The organism is Frateuria sp. GZRR33 (assembly GCF_051900425.1).
Classification (GTDB): Bacteria; Pseudomonadota; Gammaproteobacteria; order Xanthomonadales; family Rhodanobacteraceae; genus Frateuria_A.
The window spans coordinates 43,122-65,805 of record NZ_JBHZGK010000010.1 but is presented as its reverse complement, the minus strand read 5'-3'; the positions used below and the strand labels follow the sequence as shown (position 1 = coordinate 65,805).

The following is a 22,684-nucleotide window of genomic DNA, read 5'->3' as shown; positions in this document are numbered from 1 at the left end:
AAGCCCGCGCTCACCGCACCGCACCGACGACGGAGCCAGCATGAACGGAAACGCGCGGGTCGCCGGGCTGCTCTACCTGATCACGGTAGTCACCGGCATGTTCTACCTGGGCTACGTGCCCTCGCAGTTGGCGACGCATGGCGACGCCGCCGCGAAGCTCGCGCGGGTCCTGCAGATGGACACGCTGTTCCGGCTTGGCATCGTTGCAGAGTTGGCCTGCCAGGCCGCGTTCCTGCTGCTTCCGCTGGCGTTGTATCGGCTGCTGGGCGGCGCAGGCAGGACCGCGGCGGTGCTGATGGTCGCGTTCGCCGTCGCGAGCGTGCCGGTCGCTCTCGCCAACGTGGGACACCGCCTGGACGTCTTGTCGCTGCTGGGCAACGCGGACTACCGCCAGGTGTTCGACTCCCGGCAGTTGCAGGGCGAGGTGATGTCGCACCTGGATGCCTACCGGCAGGGCCTGCTCTTGCTCGAGGTTTTCTGGGGCGCGTGGCTGCTGCCGCTGGGCTTTCTGATGGGCAGATGCGGCTTGCTGCCCAGGTTGCTGGGGATGTTCCTGATCCTGGGAGGCCTGGGCTACCTGGTCGACTTCCTCGCCACGCTCCTGCTGCCCTGGTATGCGGCATCGGCGTTGGCCGACTACATCCTGCTGCCGGCATCCGTCGGCGAGCTGGGAACCTGCCTGTGGCTGCTGGCCGGCGCCCCCACCAGGACGCCCATCGCTGCTGTCCGGCACGCCTGAGCCACACCCGACCGGGCCGTCAGGCCCACCCATCGACACGGAGCAACCGATGGCCCGTACGCGTTTGGAAGAGCTCAAGGTCCATGTGCGATTCAAGCTGTCCGCGCTGTGGGCAGCCATCATGTCCTGCTACATCTACGGCGACTTCTGGGGCCTGTACCGGCCCGGCAACCTCAAGGACATCCTCGAGGGCATCGGCCCGCTGGGCCCCACGAGCCAGGGCTCGCTGGTGGCGGTGTCCGTACTCGTGGCCGTACCGGCGGTGATGATCTTCCTGTCGCTGGCCCTGCCGGCGTCGTTCGCGCGCTGGCTCAACCTGCTGATCGGCACCGCTTTGACCGCGGTCATCCTCGCCACGCTCCCTGGCGCCTGGGCCTTCTACGTGTTCATGAGCTGCGTCGAGATCGCGCTGCAATCGGGCATCCTCTGGTACGCGTGGCGCTGGCCGCGACAAGCGGCGGCCTGACCGGCGCGAGCCTGCCGCTTCCAACGCTCCACCTGATTGATGTCCGAAAGCGGCGAGTGTTGCGCCAGGGCCGGTGCTAGCCTGCGGCGCATGCCCACGCCACGAGATGTCCTCCCCGAGCCACACGTCTGCGAACAGGCACGCCTGAGCCGCGACGCGCGCTTCGACGGCGTGTTCTTCACCGCCGTGAGCAGCACGCGCATCTACTGCCGCCCGGTCTGCCCCGCACCGCCACCCAAGCCGTCGAACGTGCGGTACTACGCCAACGCCGCAGCGGCCGAGGCCGATGGTTTCCGCCCGTGCCTGCGCTGCCGCCCGGAACTCGCACCGGGCCATCCCGCCTGGCGCCGCGGCGAGCACGTGGTGGCGCGCGCGCTGGAGATCATCGAGGACGGGGCGTTGTCCGCGGGATCGCTCGACGAGGTGGCGTCCCGCGTGGGCGTGGGCGGACGGCAGCTGCGGCGGTTGTTCGTCGAACATCTGGGCGCGCCGCCGCTCAGCGTGCACACCACGCGCCGGTTGCTGTTCGCCAGGCAACTGCTGACCGAGACCACACTGCCGGTGACCGAGGTGGCGCTGGCCGCAGGTTTCGGCAGCCTGCGCCGCTTCAATGCCGCGTTTGCCCAAGCCAACCGCATCGCTCCCCGCGAGCTTCGCCGCCAGCCACGCGCGGTGGATGCCGGCGATGCGCTCGTGCTGCGGCTGGGCTACCGGCCACCGTATGACTTCGAGGGCGTGCTGGACTTCCTGCGTACGCGCGCCCTGCCCGGCATCGAGCATGTGGAGGCGCATGCCTACGCGCGCGTGTTCGGTCCGGCTGAATCGCCCGGCTGGTTGCGCCTGTCGGCCTGGCCTGGCGGTGAGCATGCATTGAAGCTGGAACTGCACTGTCCCCAGCCGGGCCGCATGCTTCCGCTGGTGACGCGGCTGCGGCGCATGTTCGACCTGGACGCCGAGCCGCAGGCGATCGGCGCGACGCTGGGGGCCGGCGGCGTGCTCGCGCCCCTGCTGCGCCGACGGCCGGGCCTGCGCCTGCCCGGTGGATGGGACGGCTTCGAGATCGCCGTGCGCGCCGTGCTGGGCCAGCAGGTCAGCGTGGCCGCCGCGCGCACGCTCGCTGCGCGCATCGTCGAACGCTGGGGCGAACCGCTGCCCACGCCTGGACTGCCGGGCCTGGCGCGGTTGTTCCCGACGCCCGAACGGCTGGTCGATGCCGACCTGCGCGAGGCGGGCGTGATCAACGCGCGTGCCGAGACCATCCGCGGCATCGCGCGCGCCCTGCTCGATGGCCGCGCGGACTTCCGCCCCGGGCAGCCGCTGGAATCGTTCGTGGCGAGCTGGACGGCGCTCCGCGGCATCGGCGAGTGGACCGCGCACTACATGGCAATGCGCGCGCTCAGCCATCCGGATGCGTTCCCCGCGGCCGACCTGATCCTGCGTCGTGCAGCAGCGGGCGATGGCGGCGAACTGAGCACGCGCGCACTTTCAGCGATGGCAGAGGCATGGCGGCCATGGCGTGCCTACGCGGTCATGCATCTGTGGCGCAGCACGGCCGACCCGGCGCAAGCTTCGAGGAAGCGGGCGTGATTGGCATGCCCTTCGCCTTCGTGGCGCCAGGCTCGGGGCAACGTCTGGAGGGAGACTGTGCGGCCCACTCACCACCGTTCGCCCGAGCCCGAGCCCGCACGGCCAAAGCCTTGAGGGCGCTCCCATGCAACGAGCGTGACCGGTGAATCCCGTCTGGTACGACAACCTGTCCACCCCGATCGGCCAGTTGCGCCTGGTTGCCGACGAACGCGGGCTGCGGGAGGTGTGGTTCGAAACCGGCCGCCACCAGCGCGAGCCGGAGCCGTCATGGGTCTACTCGCCGCCGGCGCTGGCCTTCGCTCGCATGCAACTGGACGAATATTTCGCCGGCACGCGACAGGTGTTCGAGCTCCCGCTGCATCCACTTGGCACGCCGTTCCAGTTGGCCGTCTGGCAGGAACTGGCGCGGATCCCCTACGGCTCGACCATCAGCTACGGGGAGCTGGCGCGGCGCATCGGCCAGCCGCAGGCGGTCCGTGCGGTCGGCGCCGCCAATGGGCGCAATCCGCTGCCGATCGTGCTGCCCTGCCACCGGGTGATCGGTGCCAACGGCAGCCTCACCGGATTCGGGGGTGGCCTGCCGACGAAACGGTTCCTGCTGGCGATGGAAGAAAGCGTGGCGCGCGGCGACCTGTTCGGCCTGGTGACCTGAGCCCGCGGCGTCAGCGGGTACGTCAATCGGCGCTGCGCGAGGACGCCGGCGCCTTGCCCGAATGCACCACCGGCGGGGCGACGGCGCTCTGGTAGCGATCCAGCAGATCCTGCTGGCGCACACGGTAAAGCTCGCGCTGCGCCTGGTCGGTCTGGTCCAGGCGCGCGGCGTGGACCGTGCCGGCGGCATACGGACGGCGCATGGCATCGGCCCTTCCCTGGCGCAATTGTTCCTCGACCTGGTTCTTCTGCAGCTGGTCGCGCACCTGGTTTTCCCGCACGGTTTGCTGGAAGCGTGCGTTCGCCGGTGGCTGCACGACGATCACGGCGCGCGGCGGCGCCGGTTGCGACTGCCAGGCGCCGGCCACTGCCGGCAGCGCCAGCACGAGGGCGACGTTCCACTGGCGCAAGAACGCACGGGTTTTGAACGACATGGACGCGGTGCGATGATGGGGAGTTGTTTCATCGTACGAGCTCGCCTATGAAAAACCTGTTTCGCCTGTTGTGCTGCCTGGTGCTGGCATTCAGCGCCGGTTGCGCCACCTCGCCGCGCACCGCTGTCGGCAAGCCGACGCCCCTGCTGCTCGTCTCCATCGACGGCTACCGTGCCGACTACCTCGACCGGGGCCTGACCCCGACGGTGGCAATGCTCGCGCGCGACGGCGTGCACAGCGCCATGCAACCGTCCTTTCCGTCGCTCACCTTCCCTAACCACTACACGATCGTCACCGGGCTGCGTCCCGATCACCATGGCATCGTCAACAACACGATGTACGACGCACAACTGGGCAAGTTCTCGCTGCACAACCGCAAGGCGGTGAGCAACGGGCGCTGGTGGGCGGAGGGCACGCCACTGTGGGAAACCGCGGACGGCCACGGCCTGCTGACCGCGACGATGTTCTGGCCCGGATCGGAAGCGGATATCCATGGCCGCCATCCCGACCACTGGCAGCTGTACGACGGCAACGTGACGCCCACCCAGCGGGTCGACCAGGTGCTGGCCTGGCTCGATCTTCCGCCCGACCAGCGGCCGAGCTTCCTGACGCTGTATTTCGACGCCGTCGACCACGCCGGCCACTACCACGGGCCGGATTCGCCGCAGGTGGACCAGGCGTTGCGCGAGACCGACCAGGCGATGGCGCGACTGGTGCGTGGTCTCAGGCAGCGCGGACTGTTCGACAAGATCAATCTGATCGTGCTCGCCGACCACGGCATGGCGTCGGTGCCGCTGGACCACAGCGTGCTGATCGAACGGCAGCTCGACCTGGACGACGTGCAGGTGGTGAGCCTGGGTGTGCTGGCCGGCTTCAATCCCAAGCCCGGGCACGACTTTGCGGCGATCGAGGCGCGGATGGAACGCCCGCACCCGCACATGCAGTGCTGGGACAAGACCCGCGTGCCGGCGCGGCTGGCCTACGGCCACAACCCCCGCGTGCCGCAACTGCTGTGCCTGGCCGACGTGGGCTGGCGCATCACCACGGCCGACTGGCTGGCCTCGCACAAGGGCCGCATCAGCGTGGGCGAACACGGCTACGACAATGCGGCGCCGCAGATGCGTGCGCTGTTCGTGGCACACGGCCCGGCCTTCCGCGATGGGGCGACCGTGCCGCCCTTCCCCAACGTGGACGTCTATCCGCTGATGGTGCACCTGCTCGGCCTGCCCTCGCAGCCCAGCGATGGGGACTACGACGCGGTCAAGGCGATGCTCGAGCCCGAGGCGCGCTGATCCGGGCTCATGCGCCGGCCTCCGCGTAGTTGCTCACCTCGACCAGGTTGCCGTCCGGGTCGCGGAAATACACCGACAGGATGGGACCGCACGCGCCGGTGCGCGGCACTGGCCCCTGCAGCACATCCACCCCACATGCCGCCAGGTGCGCGAGCACCTGCGGCATCGGCATGGCGGTGACCAGACACAGATCGCCGGTGCCCGGCATCGCATTGGGCGCCTTCGGCTCCAGCTCGGCGCCCACCGCGTGCAGGTTGATCTTCTGCGCACCGAAAGCGAGTGCACGGCGACCTGCGCCGAAAGTCACCACGTCCATGCCAGCACGCGTGCATAGAACGCGCAGGTCGCCTCGACGTCCGCGACGGTAAGTACCACGTGGTCGGAATCGATCTTCATCCGGGCAATCGTCATGGCAACGGTGGCTCCGTCCTCGGCGACGGCGGCCCGGGCAGCGGCCGCAGGAAATACAGCCGCCAGGCGATCAGCAGCCCGGCCAGCACCATCGCGCCGATGAACGCGGCCACGCCGTTCCAGCCGTGCGCCGTGTAGAACAGGCCGCCGCCCGCGCCTGCCAGGCTGGAGCCCATGTAATACGCGAACAGGTATAGCGACGACGCCTGCGCCTTGGCGTTGCCGGCGCGCCGGCCGACCCAGCTGCTCACGATCGAGTGCCCGCCGAAGAAACCGAAGGTCACCGCGACGACGCCGGCGATCACCAGCACCAGCGGCCGGAATACGGTCAGGCCTGCGCCGGCCAGCATCAGCGCGAAGGTTGTCCACAGCACACGCCGCCGGCCAAGCCTGCCGGCAAGGTGGCCCATCCAGGCCGAGCTGAAGGTGCCGATCAGGTACACGCTGAAGATCAGCCCGACCACCGCCTGGCTCAGGCTGTACGGCGGCGCGAGCAGCCGGTAGCCGATGTAGTTGTAGACGGTGACGAAGGCGCCCAGCAGCAGGAAGCCCTCGACGAACATCCACGGCAGGCCGGCGTCGCGGAACACCCCAGCGAAGCGCGCCAGCAACGTACGCGGGCGCAGCGGCTGGCGCTCGAAATGATGCGAGGGCGGCAGCAGCCGCCAGAACGTCAGGCCGGACGCCAGCCCGATGCCCGCCACCACGATCACTCCCACCCGCCAGTCGAAGAAATCCGCCAGGACCCCGGTAACCAGGCGCCCGCCCATGCCGCCGATCGCATTGCCGCTGATATAGAGGCCCATGCCCAGGCCGATCGAATCGGGGTGCATCTCTTCGCTCAGCCAGGTCATCGCCACGGCGGGCAGCCCGCTGAGGGATATGCCCAGCAGCGTGCGCAGGACCAGCAGGCTGGTCCAGCCGGGCACGATGGCGGACAGCAGCACCAGCAGTGCGGATGCGATCAGCGAAACGGTCATCACCGACTTGCGCCCGTAGGCGTCGGACACCGCGCCGGCGAACAGCATGGCGAAGGCCAGCACGCCGGTGGTCAGCGAGAGCGACAGCGCGCTGGTCGCGGCGCTGACGCCGTAGTCCTTGCTGAACTCGGGCATCAGCGGCTGCACGCAATACAGCAATCCGAAGGTGGCGATGCCGGCGGCGAACAGGGCCAGGTTGGCCTGGCGAAACAGCGGGGTGCCGTGGCGGATCAGCGAGCCGTCGGCGGTGCCGGCGGCCGGCACGGGGTGATCGTTCATCGGCTGCCTTTGGCGGGCCGTGGGGTGGGTGCGCCATTGTCCTCTTCTACGGGATGGCCGCAAAGCTGCCGTGCAGCCACCCGGTCTGGCACGCGAGCGCGCGGTGTTGCCACGAGTCCACCTTCGGGGCGAGGGCAGTTCGCGACGTGCGCTTTAGCTCTCGTGTGGCACGCTGCCTCCGAGCCGACACCACCTGTGCATCGATGAAGGATCGCCGCGAGCCCCGCTCTCCGACCCAACCCACTCCCCGAGCGGGAGCCGAGGCCAGGTGCACAGCACCGGGCACGCCCATGCGCCGCTCCCTGCCGCTGGTGCTGTCGTTGATCGGGCTGGTTTCGTGCACCGGACAGAAACCCGCGTCCGAAGCCCGCCAGCCCGCGCCCGCGTACGAAGTCATCGACGCCGCACACGGCTTCGCGATCGCGGTACCGCCCGGCATGCACGCCCGCCGCGATTTCCAGCGCAGTTACCTGGCGAATGGCGCGTGGAAATCCTTCGCGAGGGAAGTCGACCACGGCGAACCGGTGCTGGCGTTGGTACTCGACGGCTCCAACGCCATCACGGCCGCCGAACTGCGGATCGGCGTGGGCAACGACGCGGCGGCCCGCGCGCACTGCCTGGACGTGCCCGCCAGCGGCGTTCCCCCCCGGGTCTCGCACGTCACCGTCGCGGGCGTGCCGTTCACGCGTTTCCAGGCTGCCGACGCGGCGATGAGCCATTACCTCGACGTGGAGGCGTACCGGGCCGTCCACGACGGGCGCTGTTATGCGATCGACCTGCTGGTCACCGGCACCCGCCCGGAGGTCTACGACCCGCCGGCGACGCCGCCGTTCGGACAGGAAGCCGCCAGGCAACGCCTGCGCGGTGCGCTGGCGGGTTTCCGCTTCCTGTAACGTTGCCGTCGCGCTCAGCGACGCCAGTGGCCCTCGACCCAGACGTGGTGCGAGGCCCAGTGGCCGGGCACCCATACGTGGGCGCGATGGGCCGGCACGACCACGCAGCCGGCCAGGGACAGGCTGCCGGCCAGCAACAGGGCGGCGGCAAGAAGCGACGTACGGCGCATCGGGTATTCCTCGGCTTGGGAGGTGAGCCCCGGAACGCGCGGATCGATGCCGCGATGACACGCCCCCGCCTGCCGCGCAACGGCCGTTCAGCCTGGCGGCGGCTGCCTGAGCCGCTGCACCGTCTCGCGGTAGCGCTGCGCGATGCGCGCCTCGTCCAGGTGCTGGAAATCCCGCACGACCCAGCGGCCGCCGCTCATCACGTGCTTCACCAGCGGGGTGTTGCCGGCGAAAATGAAGCTGTCCAGCAGCGCCGGTTCCTCGCGCGCGGCGAGCAGCGGCGAGCCGTCGTCGAGCACCAGCAGATCGGCGCGGTGGTCGGGCTGCACCGCGCCGACCGGAAGCCCTGAAGCCTGCGCGCCACCTTTGAGCGCGGCGCGCCACAAGGTCTGGCCGACGCTCGCGCCCTCGCGGCGCGCGGCGATGTTGCGGTGGCGCGTGGCCAGGCGCTGGCCGTATTCGAGCCAGCGCAGTTCCTCTACCGGCGAGACGGAGATGTGCGAATCCGAACCGATGCCGAGCGTGCCGCCCGCGTCCAGGTATTCGGCCAGCGGGAACAGGCCATCGCCCAGGTTGGCCTCGGTGGTCGGGCACAGGCCGGCAACCGCACCGCTGCGGGCCAGGCGCGCCGTCTCGGCGTCGCTCAGGTGGGTGGCATGCACCAGGCACCAGCGCGCATCGACCTGGGCGTGGTCGAGCAGCCATTCGACCGGGCGCGCGCCGCGGATCGACAGGCAGTCCTGCACCTCGCCGATCTGTTCGGCGATGTGGATGTGGATCGGCGTGTCCCGCGCCAGGCCGCTGGCAAGCACGGCCTGCAGCGCGTCCTGCGGTACCGCGCGCAGCGAGTGCAGCGCGATGCCGACCTTCAGGTCCGCGCTCTCCTGCGCGCGCAGTGTTTCGAGCAGGCGCAGGTAGGCTTCGACCTCATGGCCGAAGCGGCGCTGCCGCGCGCCCAGCGGGCGCCCGTCGAAACCGCCGCGCATGTACAGCACCGGCAGCAGGGTCAGCGCGATGCCGGCCTCGCGGGCCGCTTCGACGAGCGCCAGCGACATCGCCTCGGCCGGCGCGTAGGCGGTGCCGTCCGGGCGGTGGTGAAGGTAGTGGAATTCGCAGACCTGGGTGTACCCGGCCTTGAGCATCTCCACGTAAAGCTGGGCGGCGATCGCCCTGAGATCGTCCGGACCGACCGACGCCGCGAAGGCGTACATCGTCTCGCGCCAGCTCCAGAAGCTGTCGTCCACCCGTCCCCGCCGCTCGGCCAGCCCGGCCATCGCGCGCTGGAAGGCATGCGAATGCAGGTTGGGCATGCCCGGCAATACCCAGGTGCCCAGCGTTTCGGCGGGGCCGTCTTCCACCGCCTGCAACATGCCGTCGGCGTCGATACCGAAAATGCCCTCGCGGGTCCAGCCGTCGCCTTGCCACAGGTAACCGGCATGGCAGCGGCGGATGCGGTTGGTCGGGGTCATGGGCAGCTCCCTGGTGGACAACCCAGTGTAGCGCCCGCCGGGCCGACCTCCGTGCAATGCGGATCGGACGCGACGGTTCCACCACACACCGTTTCGGATACTCGCCGCATGCCCAAGAAGACGCCCGAGCAAACCGCCAAGCTGCTGCTGCGCCAGGCCCGCCCTGAAGACGTGCCCGCGCTGGTCGATCTCACCGGCCGCGTCTACTCGCCCGAATGGGGCCATTCGGCCGAGATGCTCCGTTCCCAGCAGACGCATTTCCCGGAGGGCCAGTTCGTCGTCGAATACGCCGGCAAGGTCGTCGGCTATTGCGCGACCTTCCGCATCGACGAGGCCACCGCGCTCAAGCCGCACACCTGGGCGCAGATCACCGGGGGCGGCATGGGCTCGCGGCACAAGGCCGACGGCGACTGGCTGTACGGCATGGAAGTGGTCGTGCACCCGGACTACCGCGGCATGCGCATCGGCCAGCGGCTCTATCACGCGCGCAAGCGGCTGTGCACGGACCTGAAACTGCGCGGCATCGTGTTCGGCGGGCGCATTCCCGGGCTGGCGAAGAACATCGGCCGCTACGGCAGCGCCGAGGCCTACGTGCAGGCGGTGGTCTCGGGCGAACGGCGCGATGCCACCCTGAGCTTCCAGCTCGCCAACGGCTTCGAGGTGATCGGACTGCTGCGCGGCTACGTACCGTCGGACCATGAATCGCTCGGCTGGGCAGCCCACCTGGCCTGGCGCAACCCGAGCCTGCTCGATCACCCGGACATCCCGTCGATCCCCTCGCCCAAGCACTTGCCGGACCTGGTGCGCGTGGCCTCGGTGCAGTACTTCCAGCGGCGCATCCACTCGTTCGAGGAGTTCGCCACGCAGGTGGAGTACTTCACCGACATCGCGGCCGATTACAACGCCGATTTCGTCACCTTCCCCGAGCTGATCACGCTGCAGCTGCTCTCGATCGAGAACGAGGAACTGTCCGCCGTCGCGGCGATCCGCAAGCTCAGCCAGTACACGCCGCAGGTAAAGGAGCTCTTCAGCCGCCTGGCGGTGCGCTACAACATCAACATCATCGCCGGCTCGCATCCGACCGAGCAGCCCAACGGCGATATCCACAACGTCTGCTACGTGTGCCTGCGCGACGGCTCGCTGCACGAGCGCGAGAAACTGCATCCGACGCCGAGCGAGCGCAACGTCTGGAACATCACCGGCGGCGAGAGCGCGGCCACCATCCAGACCGACTGCGGGCCGATTGGCGTGATGATCTGCTACGACTCCGAGTTTCCGGAAGTCGCCCGCCACCTGGTCGACCAGGGCGCATTGATCCTGTTCGTGCCCTTCTGCACCGACGTGCGCGAGGGCTACCTGCGCGTGCGCTACTGCTCGCAGGCACGGGCGATCGAGAACCAGTGCTACGTGGTGCTCTCGGGCAACGTCGGCAACCTGCCTGGCGTGAACAATTTCGACATCCAGTACGGGCAGAGCTGCATCCTCACGCCCAGCGACTTCCCCTTCGCGCGCGACGGCGTGGCCGCCGATTCCACGCCGAACATCGAGACCGTGCTGTTCGCCGATCTGCGCCTGGAAAGCCTTGCCCGCGCACGCAACGCCGGCGCGGTGACCAACCTGAAGGACCGTCGCTTCGACCTGTACGAAATGCGCTGGCGGCCGCAGCCGCTGTAGGGCGCGACCTGCGCGCGACGGCACCCCGGTCGCGCGCCGCGTCCACTCCTACGATAATGCTGCGATGCCCGCCTCGAACCCCCGCCTGCAGGCCCTGCTCGGCCACGAATTCTTCGCCCCGCACCAATGGAAGCGGCGCATCGCATTATGGAGCGGCGCGGTGCTGGTGGCGCTGGCGGCGATCCTGTTCGCCAAGGCAAGCACCTGGGCCTACGAGTTGTTCCTGAGCATCCTGGCGTACGGGATATGGATACCGCTGATCCTGACGCCCGTGGTGTTCGGGCTGCTCTCGTGGGTCACCGCGGGACGCTTCCGTGCCACCCGCGGCAGCGGCATCCCGCAGGCGATCGCGACACTGCACGTCGAAGACGAGACCTTTCGCAAGAACATGCTCTCGTTGCCGATCGCGGTCGGCAAGATGCTGCTCACGCTGATCGCACTGGCCGTGGGTGCCTCGATCGGGCGCGAGGGACCGACCGTGCACGTGGGCGCGGGCCTGTTCTACACCTTCGCCCGGCGGTTCGGCTTCAATGATCCGAAGGCCGCCTCCCGTTTCATCCTGGCTGGGGGCGCGGCGGGCATCGCGGCGGCGTTCAACACCCCGCTGGCGGGCGTCGTGTTCGCCATCGAGGAGCTGGCCGGCACGTTCGAGCACCGCTTCAGCGGACTTCTGCTCACGGCGGTGATCGTCGGTGGCGTGGTCTCGCTGGGGATCATGGGCAACTACGCATACTTCGGCGAAGTCGAGGCCAGCCTGCCGCTGGGCCACGCATGGCTGGCAGTGCTCCTGTGCGGAATCGTCTGCGGGCTGCTCGGGGGGCTGTTCGCGCGGTTGATCCTGCTCAGCAGGCGCGGGCCGCTGGCGCGCATCGGTGCGCTGCGCGCGCGCTGGCCGGTCGCCTTCGCCACCGGCTGCGGGCTGGCGCTGGCGGTGCTGGGCGTGCTGTCCCACGGCTCGGTGTACGGCACCGGCTATGACCAGGCACGCGCCATCGTGCAGCAGGCGGCGGTGACGCCGGGGCAGAGTTTCGGCCTGGCCAAGCTGGGTGCCAACGTCGTCTCGTATTGGGCAGGCATCCCGGGCGGCATTTTCTCGCCCGCGCTGGCGGTCGGCGCGGGCCTGGGACAGAACATCGCCCAGTTCCTGCCCGGTGTGCCGGCCGCGGCGGTGGTGCTGCTGGGCATGAGCGCCTACCTCTCGGGCGTCACCGGCGCGCCGCTCACCTCCGCGGTCATCGCGATGGAACTGACCGACAACCAGGCCATGGTGATTCCGGTCATGGCCGCCTGTCTGCTGGCCCGCGCCGCCTCGTCGTTGCTCAGCCCCACGCCGGTCTACAAGGACTTCGCCGAACGGCTGGTGCAGGAGTTCGAGCGGCAGCAGGCCGTACGCCACCTGCCTCCCGAACCGGTCGAACACATCGGGCGGAGCAGCGCCTTCGACGAACCGGCAGCGCCGGCCGATACCCCCGCTCCACAGGAAAAACCATGACCGCGCCGCGCTGGGACCACCTGTTGATCGACGCCACGCTGGCTACCTTCGCGGGCGAGCGGCCGTTCGGGACGGTCGAGCGCGGCGCGCTGGCGATCAGGGACGGGGCCATCGCCTGGGTCGGCGCGATGGCGGACCTGCCCGGCGCGGCGGATGCACTGGCCGGCACCGTGGAAGATCTCGACGGCGCCCTGGTAACACCCGGCCTGATCGACTGCCACACGCATCTGGTATTCGGCGGCGATCGCGCACACGAGTTCGACATGCGCCTGAATGGCGCGAGCTACGAGGAGATCGCGCGTGCCGGGGGCGGCATCGCCTCGACCGTCGGCGCCACCCGCGCGGCGGACGAGGACGAGCTGTTTCGCCAAAGCCTCCCGCGCGCGCGCGCGCTGCTTTGCGACGGCGTGACCACGCTGGAGGTCAAATCGGGCTACGGGCTCGACCTCGACACCGAGCGCCGCATGCTGCGGGTGGCACGGCGCATGGGGGAGGCGCTCGGCATCGGCGTGCGCACCAGCTTCCTGGGCCTGCATGCCCTGCCGCCGGAATACCGCGGGCAGCGTGCCGATTACGTGGCGCTGGTATGCGACGTGATGCTGCCGGCACTGGCCGGCGAGGGCCTGGTCGACGCGGTGGACGCGTTCTGCGAAGGCATCGGCTTCAGCCGCGAGGAGACTGCGCGCGTGTTCGAGCGCGCCCGCGCGCTCGGCCTGCCGGTGAAGCTTCATGCCGAGCAGCTCTCCGATCTCGATGGTGCCGCGCTCGTGGCCGAATACCGGGGATTGTCCGCCGATCATCTGGAGCACCTGAGCGAATCCGGCATCCGCGCCATGGCCGCCGCGGGCACCGTGGCGGTGCTGCTGCCCGGCGCTTTCTACGCGTTGCGCGAAACCCGTCTCCCGCCGATCGATGTCCTGCGCGCGCACGGCGTGCCGATGGCGATCGCCACCGACTGCAATCCGGGCACCTCCCCGCTGCTTTCGCTGCGACTGGCGGCGAACATGGCATGCACGCTGTTCCGGCTGACGCCCGAAGAAGCCTTGCGCGGGATCACCCTGAACGCGGCCCGTGCCCTCGGACTGACGGACCGTGGCACGCTTGCGGTCGGCCAGCGCGCGGATCTGGTGGTGTGGAACGCACGGTTGCCTGCCGAGCTCTGCTACTGGATCGGCGGTGATCTGCAGCGTTCGGTTTGGGTGGGGGGAAAACCCTTGCCGCGAGCCTGACCGACGCGCGTTCCTGCGGCCCACGAGGAAGGCCGTGGCGATGGAAGCTCCGGCACGAGTCCTTCCTCCGCTTGCCGGGGAAGGTGCCCGAAGGGCGGAAGGGGGAAGCCTTGCGAAAACCATCCCATACCGCTGCTCCAGGCCTTCCCACGAGCTGGAGATCAATCCTCCGGCGTCTTGGCCGGGATGAACGGCGACACCGGATCGCTGGCCGGGAAGGTTTCCTCGACCGCTTCGTCGGTGAGGTCGCTCTCGTGCGCCTTGCGGCCTTGCCGCTCGTTCTCGGTTTCCGGGCGCGAGGGCTTGTTGCAATCGGGGTGCTGCGAATCTTTGCGGTCGTGGCTGCTCATTTTCTGGCTCCGCTGAGTGTTGTCCCATTCCGGCAGGCGTGCGTCGATGCGGGTGATGTCGGCCTTGGCCACCTCCTGCATGCACGCCAGTGCGCGCTGGTTGCGCAGGGTGGTCTGCGAGGCGATGCCATCGGCAGGCACCCACAACGGAAACTGCCGCATCTGCGCGTCCATCGCGGTGCGCAGGACGCAGTCGTCCCCGGCGATGCCGACCAGCGCCAGCGCCCTGATCCCGAGCTTCTCCAGCAGCGTGCTCAACGGCGTCTGGTAGAACGCCGAGTGGCGCGGCTTGAGGACGAAATAGTCCTCCACGCCGGGCAGCAAGCCGTCGCTGAGCTGGGCGCCGCGGGAACCGACCCGCCGGCAATGTTCGATGACCTTGGCCAGATCGGCATGCCAGCGCCCGAAGTTGTCGTTGGCGTAGATCACCGGCAGGCCGCGCGCGTGGTACCAATCGCGCAGGTGCCCGATCGCGGTGGCCACCGGCATGGCCTGCTCCAGCAACGCCTCGCCGCCCTCGAACTCGAGGTCGTTGAGCATGTCGATGATCAGCAAGGCGCTGTGCCGGGGCTCGAACGATGCCTCGTGTCCGCGCTGGCCAGTATTTGCCATGGTGTCGGATGCCACCTCAGGCCGCTTCCTGGCGCTTCTTCAGTTCCACCTTGCGCTGCGCCATCTGCTCGCCGAGCTCTTCCAGCGTCTTCTTGCTCATCAGCGCCTTGGCACGCTTGAACATCTCCTTCTCCTCCTCGTCGGCGTGGTGCTCGAAAAGCTCCTTGAGCACTTTGGCGCGTCCGGAGAACTTCTCGCTGTCGACCTCGGTCTTGAGCAGGTCCGGCAGCACCAGGTCGCCGGCGGCGCGGTGTTCTTCGAGCGCCTCGAAGTACATCTTGGCGTCATCCTTGCCGTCGCCGGCGTTCTTGAACGCCGGGTAGAAGATTTCTTCCTCGATGGTGTTGTGGGCGCGCAGGCTGGTCTCGATCTTCTCCACCAGTTCCTTGCGCTTCTTAACGCCGCGCGTGGTGGTGCCGGCCAGTTCCTCCAGCAACGCCCTCATGTTCTTGTGGTCCTGGGTCAAAAGCTCGATTGCGTTCATGCCGGCTCCGCTGCAACCCCTGCCAGCGGCACGTTTCCATGTACGCGGTGAAGCGCGTGTCTTCCCCGGTTAATCGCTGCGGAACGCCAAAAAAAAGCCCCGCGCAAGGCGGGGCTCCTTCGATCCGTCGAGCGGAAAGCTCAGGCGGACTTCTTCTTCGGCGCGGCCTTCTTGGCGGCGGCCGGCTTGGTCACGGTGGCCTTGGCGCCGACCACGGCCGGCTGGGCGTCGTGCGCGCGGGTGTTGCCGTAGCTGCCGCGGTAGGTCTTGCCACGACGGGTCTTGCGATCGCCCTTACCCATGGGAACTCCTTGATTCGTATGCGTGAACGGCCAGCCATCGTAGCAGCGAAGAGGCAAAGCGCAAGAGCGCCACGACGGGGACACTACAGCGGCTCGGGGACCCGCTGCACGCTCAACGGTGGCCGTGCCCGAGGCAGTCGCGCGCATGGTCCGTGCATGGACCGGCGTCCACCTGGACGGTCACGTGCAGGATGCCGAACTGCTCGCGCAACAGGCGATGGATGGCCGCCACCGCGCCGGCGCCCTCGCCCTCCTCCACCTGCGCGTGCAGCGTCGCCATGCGTGAGCCGGAGGCGAGCTGCCAGACGTGCAGGTGATGGATGTCGCGTATGGAGGCATCGGCCTGGCGCAGCGCCTGCTCCACCTCACCGACGTCCAGGTCTTCGGGCACTCCCTCCAGCAGGATATGCGCCGACTTGCGCAGCAGGCGCCATGCCCCGCCCAGGATCAGCAGCGAGACCAGCAGCGAAAGTACCGGATCGGCCCAGTTCCAGTCCATGAACCGTACGGCCAGCGCAGCCAGCACGGCGCCAAGCGAACCGAGCAGATCGCCCAGTACGTGCAGGGTGGCGCCGGCCATGTTGACATCGTCGTGGGCGTGCCCGTGCAGCACGCGCAGTACCAGCAGGTTGACCAGCAGGCCCATTATCGCTACCGCCAGCATGACGCCCGAAAGGATCGCCCCTGGATGCAGCAGGCGCGTGACCGCCTCGTAGGCGATGAAACCCACCAGCACGAACTGGGTGAGCGCATTGACGAAACCGGCCAGCACCTCCAGGCGCCCATAGCCGTAGCTGCGGCGGGCGTCGGCCGGGCGCAGCGCCAGCCGCGCACCGATGAAGGCAAGCGCGAGCGCCAGCGCGTCGACCATCATGTGCCCCGCGTCCGCGAGCAACGCGAGCGATCCGGACCACAGGCCGCCGACGGCCTCGGCCAGCAGCATCAGCAAAGTCAGCAGGAAAGCGGCCAGCAGCTTGCGTCCGCGCACGTCCGAAGGATCGTGGCGATGGTCGCCGTCGTGGTCGCCGTCGTGCTCGTGGCCGTGGCCGTGGCCGTGGCCGTGGCCGTGGTGATGGTGGTGCGTGTGATCGTGCGACTTGCTCATCGAGCCATCGTAGGAACGCCCCCGCGCGTTACACAATCACCGCGCATTCAATGCGCGCAGCCGGCATCGTGCACATGCACCTGGCGATGATCGAGGCGCAGGTTGACGAAGTGCGCGCTCGCCAGGAGCAAGCCGCCGCAGGTGACCAGCACGCTGTGCAGCGCGATCGGATACCGCTCGGCCACGGTCACGCCCAGCAGCAGCAGCGACAGGCCGGGAAATGCCAGCAGCAGCGACCCCGGCCGGCGATGCCTGCGGTAGCCCTTGACCAGGGTCACCAAGGCCAGCGCGCAGGCAAAGACGACGAACGCGCGCTCGAATCGATGATCCGCCAGGAACTCCAGCCCCACCAACGGCAGCACGGCGAGCACGAACGGCAGCGCCGCGCAGTGGATCGCGCACAGGAATGATGCGAGCGCACCGAACCGGTCGGCTATCTGCCATGCGCGTGATGTCAGCGGTCGGGCCATCGTTGGCTACGGTCGGGATCCGGTATGGATGTTACTTTATAACACACGCGGACCCACGCTGCTGCAACGAACGTCAACCAAGCTGTCATCACCACGTTCTAGAATGGCTGAATGCCGACCATACGGACGTTCGGTCCGGCTTCGCGGTTTTCCGGTGCGGCAATGTTCCCTCCCCGCCAACACCGGAGAAAAGCGGGGCGCGATACGGGATGTATCGCGCCCCGCACCTTTTTTTGGGGCTCCCGAAACGTCCCTCCGCCGGCGGCTCCGCGGACCGCAAGCCGAGGCAAGGCATCAGCCCTTGCGGCATTCCTTGCACAGACCATGGACTTCCAGTGTCTGGGCCTGCGGCCGGAAACCGAAAGCCTGTGCCTGCGCCTCGATCAGTTCGGCGACCCTTGCATCGCAGACCTCCTGCGCACTGGCGCAGTTGTCGCAGATCAGGAAAGGCACCTGGTGTGCCTCGGCCGGGTGGTGGCAGGAGACATAGGCGTTGATCGACTCGAGCTTGTGGATGAAGTGCTGCTCGAGAAGGAAGTCGAGGGCGCGATACACGGTCGGCGGAGCCGCATTTCCGTGGCGTTCGCGCAACTGGTCCAGGAGGTCGTAGGCCTTCACCGGCTTGCCCGCCGCGGCGACCAGTTCCAGCACTTCCCTGCGCAAAGGCGTGAGCCGCAGGCCGCGCTTCTCGCTGGCCTGTTCGACTGCCGCGACGAAACTCTCGGCATCGTCGACGTGATGGGTGTGGAGCTTGGCTGACACGTTGGGCCCGTCCGGTTGCTGCCGCGATGATACCGCTTGCCCGCCGGCCAGGTTGGCGGCCGCAGGGCCTTATCTGACCAGGGTGTGCTGCGGCGCCTGCTCTGGCTGTCCATGAAAGGGGCATGGGGTTCATCTGCCGGAGCACGTCGTCAGGCGGAGATTGCAGCTCCCCAACCGGAAGACGGGTGCGCAACGTCAGGGCGCCACGGCTCTGTTGCATCAGCAAGTCGCTGTCCTAGCCAATCACGCCCGTCGCAGATCGGCCAACAGGCTGACCTGCAGGTAGTTCGCCTCGATTCGATCCTGCGACGCATTCAACAGGACGCCCGTCGCAGCCCGTCAAGTTGTTCCGCGCAACGGGAAATGCCGGCGTGCGCATAGCGGCGGCTACTGTTTCGCGAAGCACCTCGAACAGCGCGTGCCGCGGGTGGTCTGGGCGACGTGGGTCGTGCGCAGGCCATGAGGCGGACCTTGGCGCCGCCGCCGATCCTGGCGGACTTGATGCCTGCAGGTGGTGCAGATGGCGGTGCGCCCGGTCCTGCAGTTGAGCGAGGCTTCCTCGCGGCTCCCCAGCGCTAACGGCCCCGCGGGCGGCCTGTCGGCAAAGGCGGCGGCATCGTGCGTCGCGGTTTGCGCAGGATGACCAGCCAGCCGATCGGGCCCAGTACGAACGCCCAGGCGATGCCCTCGGCGGTGCGGCCGCGCCACCAGCCCAGCAGTGCGCCGATGGCCAGGAAAGCGAGGTTCCACCAGATGAGCGCGGACCACGGGACCAGCGCCATCAGGTTCAGGAAGATGCGAACGAACGCATCGGGGGCGTCGGGATCGACGCCCTGCGTGGCGCGGGCAAGGAGCTCGTCCATGCCGCGGCGCCCCTGGGATCAGCCCTGCGCGCGCGCAATCGCGTCGTCGATGCGCCTGAGCGCCTCGGCGCGGCCGGCCAGGTAAATGGTGTGGTCGATCGAGGGCGACACCTGGGTACCGGTCATCGCCACGCGCAGCGGCTGGGCAATCTTGCCCATGCCCAGTTGGAGCCTGGCGGCAATCTGCTCGATCGCCTGGTGGATCGGCTCGGGCTTCCATTCGACATCGGCAAGCAGGGCCTTGGCCTGACCGAGTACCGCGACGGCGCTGTCGTTCTTCAGATGCTTGGCGACGGCCTTGTCGTCCCACTCGGCGATCGGCGCATACCAGATCTTCGCGCGCTCGGCCATTTCCTTGAGCGTGTGCACGCGGTCACGCAGGGCCACGATCACGTCCGCCGGCGCCGGACCCTTTGACGTGTCCACGCCGGCGCGCCCCAGGTGCCACTCGAACTCGGGCGCGAGCGCCTGCGGATCGTCGGTCTTGAGGTAGTGCTGGTTGAGCCAGGCAAGCTTCTCGGTGTCGAAGCGCGAGGCCGCCTTGTTGACGTCGGAAATGTCGAACAGGCGGATCATCTCCTCGCGCGAGAAGATCTCCTGGTCGCCGTGCGACCAGCCCAGCCTCACCAGGTAGTTGAGGATCGCGTGCGGCAGGAAGCCGGCGTCGCGGTATTCCATCACGCTGACCGAGTTGGTGCGTTTGGAGAGCTTCTTGCCTTCCTTGTCCAGGATCATCGGCAGGTGCGCGAACTCCGGCTCCGGCGCGCCGAGCGCCTGGTAGATGTTGATCTGTCGCGGCGTGTTGTTGACGTGGTCATCGCCGCGGATCACCTCGGTGATGCCCATGTCGATGTCATCGACCACCACGGCGAAGTTGTAGGTCGGCCAGCCGTCCGAGCGGAAGATCACCAGGTCGTCCAGTTCGGCGTTGGCCCACTCGACGCGACCCTTGACCTTGTCCTCGAACACCACCGAACCCTCCGTCGGGTTCCTGAACCGGATGACGCGGTTGGGGTCCTCGCGGTACGGCTCGTTGCGGTCGCGATAGTAGCCGTTGTAACGGGGCTTCTCGCCCTTGGCCATCGCTGCCTCGCGCATGGCCTCGATCTCTTCCTTGCTCTCGTAGGCGTAGTACGCCTTGCCCTCGGCCAGCAGGCGGTCGGCGACTTCCTTGTAGCGATTCAGGCGATGGGTCTGGTAGATCGCAGGCTGGTCGGCGGAAAGCTCGAGCCAGGCCATCGCATCAAGGATGGCCTGCACCGCTTCGTCGGTGGAGCGCTCGCGGTCGGTGTCCTCGATGCGCAACAAGAATTCCCCGCCGCGACGGCGCGCTTCCAGCCAACAGTAGAGTGCAGTGCGTGCGCCGCCGATATGGAGAAAACCGGTGGGGCTGGGAGCGAAACGAGTGCGAACGGTCATGGAATTCTGCGCATGCGAGGCCAAACGAAGGATTTTAGCCGATACCCGCGCGCGGACCGATGCCCTGCAGGTCTGTGGGTGCTGGCGACCGGCTGCCTCATCGCCACCTGCGCCGCGCACGCGGAACCCAGGGCTACGATCGCCAAGGCATCGGCGTCACCCTATCCGAGCCGGCTGTCGGCCAGCCCACATGGGAACAAGGCCTCCCCGACCGGTCCGGACGACGCGACCGGCTCTGCGCAATACCAAGCGCCGACGCCTTGCCGCGACTGGGCCTCGCGGCCCCCTCGAACGACAGGTAGGCGCCTCCCCGTACAACCGCGGCGACAACGCGCTGTATCCGGGACGTGGCGACACCAGCCTGGGCCTAAACTCGCGCCGGCCTCGGAGGGCCGCATCAGTTGGAAGCTGCTCGCCAGCCTTGAAGCGGGGGACGGCGCGCGGTCGTTCCGCGCCGACCGCCGCTATGGCTCCTCGCAACCCCACGAGTGGCAGATGATCTTGTTGGGGTCGCGTTGCGAGGCACCCAGCGCTCCGCCGGGATAGTCGCCGGCGGTGGGCGGCAGGATGTGGGGTGCCTCGTCCACCGTGATCGGCGGCGTGGGCTCTGTCGAAGCGCGTCGCAGCACGTACTTCACGATGAACAGCGGTCGGTGCGGGCTTATCTGATCCCGGCCCGCATCGGGCGCTCCCGGCGGTGCGAAGGTGTCCTGCATCGGGGTCGCCTGCCGCGGCTCCATCGCCAAGGTCGCGGCGGCAGGGAGCGGCAGTACCAACGCGGTGACGAGCAGCCACGATTTCACGCGGACCTCCGCAGTGCACTCACTTCACGTGGATGGTAATCCTTTTGGACACGACCGGCGGATCGAACGGCACGTGGTTGGCGTCGCCCAGTTCCAGCTGCAGCGTGTGCGTGCCGGGAGCGAGCTTCAGCGTGGTCTGGGTCTGCCCTCCACCGAAGTGCATGTGGTGCTCGTCGTTGGGGATCGGCTGGCCGGCAAGCGGCAGGTCGGTCGCGTCGACCAGCAGGTGGTGATGCCCGGTGTGTTCCTTGCTCACGCCGGCCGGCGCCACGCCCATGCCCTTGAGACCGAAGCGCACCGTGACCTCGCGGCCCACGGTGGCACCATCCACGGGCGAGATGATGTAGGCCTCGGCGCCAGCCGGTGCCTTGGTCGTCGGAAGCGTGGGCGTCTGTGCGAAACAGGTGGCGCAGGCAGTGGCGAGCGCGGCGGCGAACAGCATCCGTTTCATGCGTGGGATCTCCTCGGGCATGGCAGGCCAGTATGCCGGCAGCACTTGCGCGCGTCATGCAGGCAGCTGGTCACTTCCTGCGCAACGCGTCGCAGTGTGCTTGCCCATCAAGCAGATACGCCACCTATCCACAGGCTTACCCCAGCCGGCTCCACAAGCTTTGTGGAAAACCTGCGAAGAAGAGGTTGCCGCTGCGTAAAAACTGACCAGTGTGTGCCAAGTCACTGACGGCAAAGCCGCCTCTGCGGTTTGTCCACAGGGTTTTCCGAAGTGCATCCACATCGGCTGTGGAAAACACTCATCGCGCAAACGACGATGCCGCCTTGCGGCGGCATCGGAACATTCGGCGGCGTTAGGTCAGGCGGCGCGCGGCGCGTTCATCAACAGCCCGAACAGCTCCGCGAGCTTGTCGCGCATCTCGCGTCGGTCGACGATGAGATCGATCGCGCCGTGCTCGAGCAGGAACTCCGAGCGCTGGAAACCTTCCGGCAACGTCTCGCGCACGGTTTGCTCGATCACGCGCGGGCCGGCGAAACCGATTAGTGCCTTCGGCTCGCCGATGTTGATGTCGCCCAGCATCGCCAGACTGGCCGACACGCCACCGGTCGTCGGATTGGTCATCACGCTGATGTAGGGCACGCCGGCATCGCGCATGCGTGCCAACGCAGCGGAGGTCTTGGCCATCTGCATCAGCGAGAACAGCGCTTCCTGCATGCGCGCGCCGCCGGTGGCGGAGAAGCACACCAGCGCGCTCTTCTCGGCCAGGGCCTTTTCCGCCGCACGGGTGAACTTCTCGCCCACCACCGAACCCATCGAGCCGCCCATGTAGGAGAACTCGAACGCCGCGGCGACCAGCGGACGGCCCTTGAGGCGGCCGCTCATGGTGAGCAGGGCGTCCTTCTCGCCGGTGGACTTCTGCGAGGCGACGATGCGGTCGCGGTACTTCTTCGAATCGCGGAACTTGAGCGGATCGGTCGGCTCCAGGCTAGCCCACAGTTCCTGCGTCGAACCTTCGTCGAACAGCGCGAGCAGCCGCTCGCGCGCGCCGATCGGGTGATGATGGCCGCACTTGGGGCAGACCATCAGGTTGCGTTCCAGCTCCGGCCGGTACAGCACCGTGCCGCAGCCGCCGCACTTGTCCCACACGCCCTCGGGGACCTTGCCCTTGTTGGCCGGAGCGCTGTGCGTGCGTGCACGCGGGGTCATGATTTTCTGGAGCCAGTTCATGGTGACCTCGTTGGAGCTACGTGCCGCTTGTGGCGGCCAGATCTGTACCTGATCGCGAGCCCTGGCTCCTCA

General features: G+C 68.3%; 24 protein-coding genes and 1 pseudogene. 9 read left to right on the top strand and 16 right to left on the bottom strand.

What is annotated here, in order from left to right; genetic code table 11:
• The first annotated feature begins 40 nt into the window (after positions 1-40).
• From ACFWZU_RS13185 to ACFWZU_RS13170, 4 genes are all read left to right on the top strand, one after another.
• The gene (locus ACFWZU_RS13185) at positions 41-739 is read left to right on the top strand and encodes a DUF4386 domain-containing protein (protein ID WP_439702004.1); all 699 of its coding nucleotides are present in this window, start codon (positions 41-43) and stop codon (positions 737-739) included.
• A gap of 49 nt (positions 740-788) precedes the next feature.
• A complete protein-coding gene (locus ACFWZU_RS13180; RefSeq protein ID WP_439702003.1) occupies positions 789-1,205 on the top strand; it encodes a DUF6326 family protein in 417 nt (138 codons plus the stop codon).
• 90 nt (positions 1,206-1,295) lie between these two features.
• A complete protein-coding gene (locus ACFWZU_RS13175) occupies positions 1,296-2,792 on the top strand; it encodes an AlkA N-terminal domain-containing protein (protein ID WP_439702002.1) in 1,497 nt (498 codons plus the stop codon).
• A 142-nt stretch (positions 2,793-2,934) separates the two neighbouring features.
• Entirely contained in the window at positions 2,935-3,444 is a 510-nt protein-coding gene (locus tag ACFWZU_RS13170; RefSeq protein ID WP_439702001.1) for a methylated-DNA--[protein]-cysteine S-methyltransferase, read from the top strand.
• Positions 3,445-3,466: 22 nt separating this feature from the next.
• Here ACFWZU_RS13170 and ACFWZU_RS13165 read toward each other — a convergent pair whose 3' ends face one another.
• Positions 3,467-3,877, bottom strand: coding sequence for a hypothetical protein (locus tag ACFWZU_RS13165; protein ID WP_439702000.1), 411 nt, complete (start codon positions 3,875-3,877; stop codon positions 3,467-3,469).
• Positions 3,878-3,924: 47 nt separating this feature from the next.
• On the opposite strand from ACFWZU_RS13165, the gene ACFWZU_RS13160 reads away from it, so the two are divergent.
• Positions 3,925-5,169, top strand: coding sequence for an ectonucleotide pyrophosphatase/phosphodiesterase (locus ACFWZU_RS13160; protein ID WP_439701999.1), 1,245 nt, complete (start codon positions 3,925-3,927; stop codon positions 5,167-5,169).
• 7 nt (positions 5,170-5,176) lie between these two features.
• On the opposite strand, the pseudogene ACFWZU_RS13155 reads toward ACFWZU_RS13160, so the two are convergent.
• Both ACFWZU_RS13155 and ACFWZU_RS13150 read right to left on the bottom strand, forming a co-directional pair.
• Positions 5,177-5,565: pseudogene (locus ACFWZU_RS13155) on the bottom strand (VOC family protein).
• Positions 5,566-5,576: 11 nt separating this feature from the next.
• A complete protein-coding gene (locus ACFWZU_RS13150) occupies positions 5,577-6,839 on the bottom strand; it encodes an MFS transporter (protein WP_439701998.1) in 1,263 nt (420 codons plus the stop codon).
• A 290-nt stretch (positions 6,840-7,129) separates the two neighbouring features.
• On the opposite strand from ACFWZU_RS13150, the gene ACFWZU_RS13145 reads away from it, so the two are divergent.
• The gene (locus ACFWZU_RS13145) at positions 7,130-7,732 is read left to right on the top strand and encodes a hypothetical protein (protein ID WP_439701997.1); all 603 of its coding nucleotides are present in this window, start codon (positions 7,130-7,132) and stop codon (positions 7,730-7,732) included.
• Positions 7,733-7,746: 14 nt separating this feature from the next.
• On the opposite strand, the gene ACFWZU_RS13140 is transcribed toward ACFWZU_RS13145, so the two are convergent.
• Positions 7,747-7,902 carry a hypothetical protein gene (locus ACFWZU_RS13140; RefSeq protein ID WP_439701996.1) on the bottom strand — a complete coding sequence of 52 codons (156 nt, stop codon included), beginning with the start codon at positions 7,900-7,902 and terminating at the stop codon, positions 7,747-7,749.
• A gap of 87 nt (positions 7,903-7,989) precedes the next feature.
• Positions 7,990-9,369, bottom strand: coding sequence for a formimidoylglutamate deiminase (locus ACFWZU_RS13135; protein ID WP_439701995.1), 1,380 nt, complete (start codon positions 9,367-9,369; stop codon positions 7,990-7,992).
• 108 nt (positions 9,370-9,477) lie between these two features.
• Here ACFWZU_RS13135 and ACFWZU_RS13130 point away from each other — a divergent pair, with 108 nt between their 5' ends.
• The 3 genes from ACFWZU_RS13130 (at position 9,478) to hutI (ending at position 13,764) form a co-directional block, all read left to right on the top strand.
• A complete protein-coding gene (locus ACFWZU_RS13130) occupies positions 9,478-11,043 on the top strand; it encodes a GNAT family N-acetyltransferase (RefSeq protein ID WP_439701994.1) in 1,566 nt (521 codons plus the stop codon).
• 64 nt (positions 11,044-11,107) lie between these two features.
• Entirely contained in the window at positions 11,108-12,535 is a 1,428-nt protein-coding gene (locus tag ACFWZU_RS13125; RefSeq protein ID WP_439701993.1) for a chloride channel protein, read from the top strand.
• Positions 12,532-13,764 carry an imidazolonepropionase gene (hutI, locus tag ACFWZU_RS13120; RefSeq protein WP_439701992.1) on the top strand — a complete coding sequence of 411 codons (1,233 nt, stop codon included), beginning with the start codon at positions 12,532-12,534 and terminating at the stop codon, positions 13,762-13,764. The genes ACFWZU_RS13125 and hutI overlap by 4 nt, the downstream gene beginning before the upstream one ends.
• Positions 13,765-13,925: 161 nt before the next feature.
• Here the strand turns inward: hutI and ACFWZU_RS13115 are convergent, their stop codons facing one another.
• The 11 genes from ACFWZU_RS13115 to accD all read right to left on the bottom strand — a co-directional run bounded on the left by ACFWZU_RS13115 (position 13,926) and on the right by accD (position 22,612).
• Positions 13,926-14,726 (bottom strand): cysteine hydrolase family protein, encoded by an 801-nt coding sequence (locus tag ACFWZU_RS13115; RefSeq protein WP_439701991.1) that lies wholly within the window; start codon positions 14,724-14,726, stop codon positions 13,926-13,928.
• Between the two features lie 16 nt (positions 14,727-14,742).
• Positions 14,743-15,210, bottom strand: a complete 468-nt coding sequence (locus ACFWZU_RS13110) for a hemerythrin domain-containing protein (RefSeq protein ID WP_439701990.1) — start codon at positions 15,208-15,210, stop codon at positions 14,743-14,745.
• 140 nt (positions 15,211-15,350) lie between these two features.
• A complete protein-coding gene (locus tag ACFWZU_RS13105) occupies positions 15,351-15,512 on the bottom strand; it encodes a 30S ribosomal protein THX (RefSeq protein WP_231325007.1) in 162 nt (53 codons plus the stop codon).
• A gap of 112 nt (positions 15,513-15,624) precedes the next feature.
• Complete coding sequence (locus tag ACFWZU_RS13100) at positions 15,625-16,617, bottom strand: cation diffusion facilitator family transporter (RefSeq protein WP_439701989.1); 993 nt, start codon at positions 16,615-16,617, stop codon at positions 15,625-15,627.
• A gap of 47 nt (positions 16,618-16,664) precedes the next feature.
• Positions 16,665-17,087 (bottom strand): MerC domain-containing protein, encoded by a 423-nt coding sequence (locus ACFWZU_RS13095; protein WP_439701988.1) that lies wholly within the window; start codon positions 17,085-17,087, stop codon positions 16,665-16,667.
• A gap of 294 nt (positions 17,088-17,381) precedes the next feature.
• Positions 17,382-17,849, bottom strand: coding sequence for a transcriptional repressor (locus ACFWZU_RS13090; RefSeq protein ID WP_439701987.1), 468 nt, complete (start codon positions 17,847-17,849; stop codon positions 17,382-17,384).
• 575 nt (positions 17,850-18,424) lie between these two features.
• Positions 18,425-18,712 (bottom strand): hypothetical protein, encoded by a 288-nt coding sequence (locus tag ACFWZU_RS13085; protein ID WP_439701986.1) that lies wholly within the window; start codon positions 18,710-18,712, stop codon positions 18,425-18,427.
• Positions 18,713-18,730: 18 nt separating this feature from the next.
• The gene (gene gltX / locus ACFWZU_RS13080; RefSeq protein ID WP_439701985.1) at positions 18,731-20,131 is read right to left on the bottom strand and encodes a glutamate--tRNA ligase; all 1,401 of its coding nucleotides are present in this window, start codon (positions 20,129-20,131) and stop codon (positions 18,731-18,733) included.
• Between the two features lie 464 nt (positions 20,132-20,595).
• Entirely contained in the window at positions 20,596-20,934 is a 339-nt protein-coding gene (locus ACFWZU_RS13075) for a hypothetical protein (RefSeq protein ID WP_439701984.1), read from the bottom strand.
• Between the two features lie 19 nt (positions 20,935-20,953).
• Positions 20,954-21,385 (bottom strand): DUF4399 domain-containing protein, encoded by a 432-nt coding sequence (locus ACFWZU_RS13070; protein WP_439701983.1) that lies wholly within the window; start codon positions 21,383-21,385, stop codon positions 20,954-20,956.
• A 357-nt stretch (positions 21,386-21,742) separates the two neighbouring features.
• A complete protein-coding gene (gene accD / locus ACFWZU_RS13065; protein ID WP_439701982.1) occupies positions 21,743-22,612 on the bottom strand; it encodes an acetyl-CoA carboxylase, carboxyltransferase subunit beta in 870 nt (289 codons plus the stop codon).
• Positions 22,613-22,684: the final 72 nt, after the last annotated feature.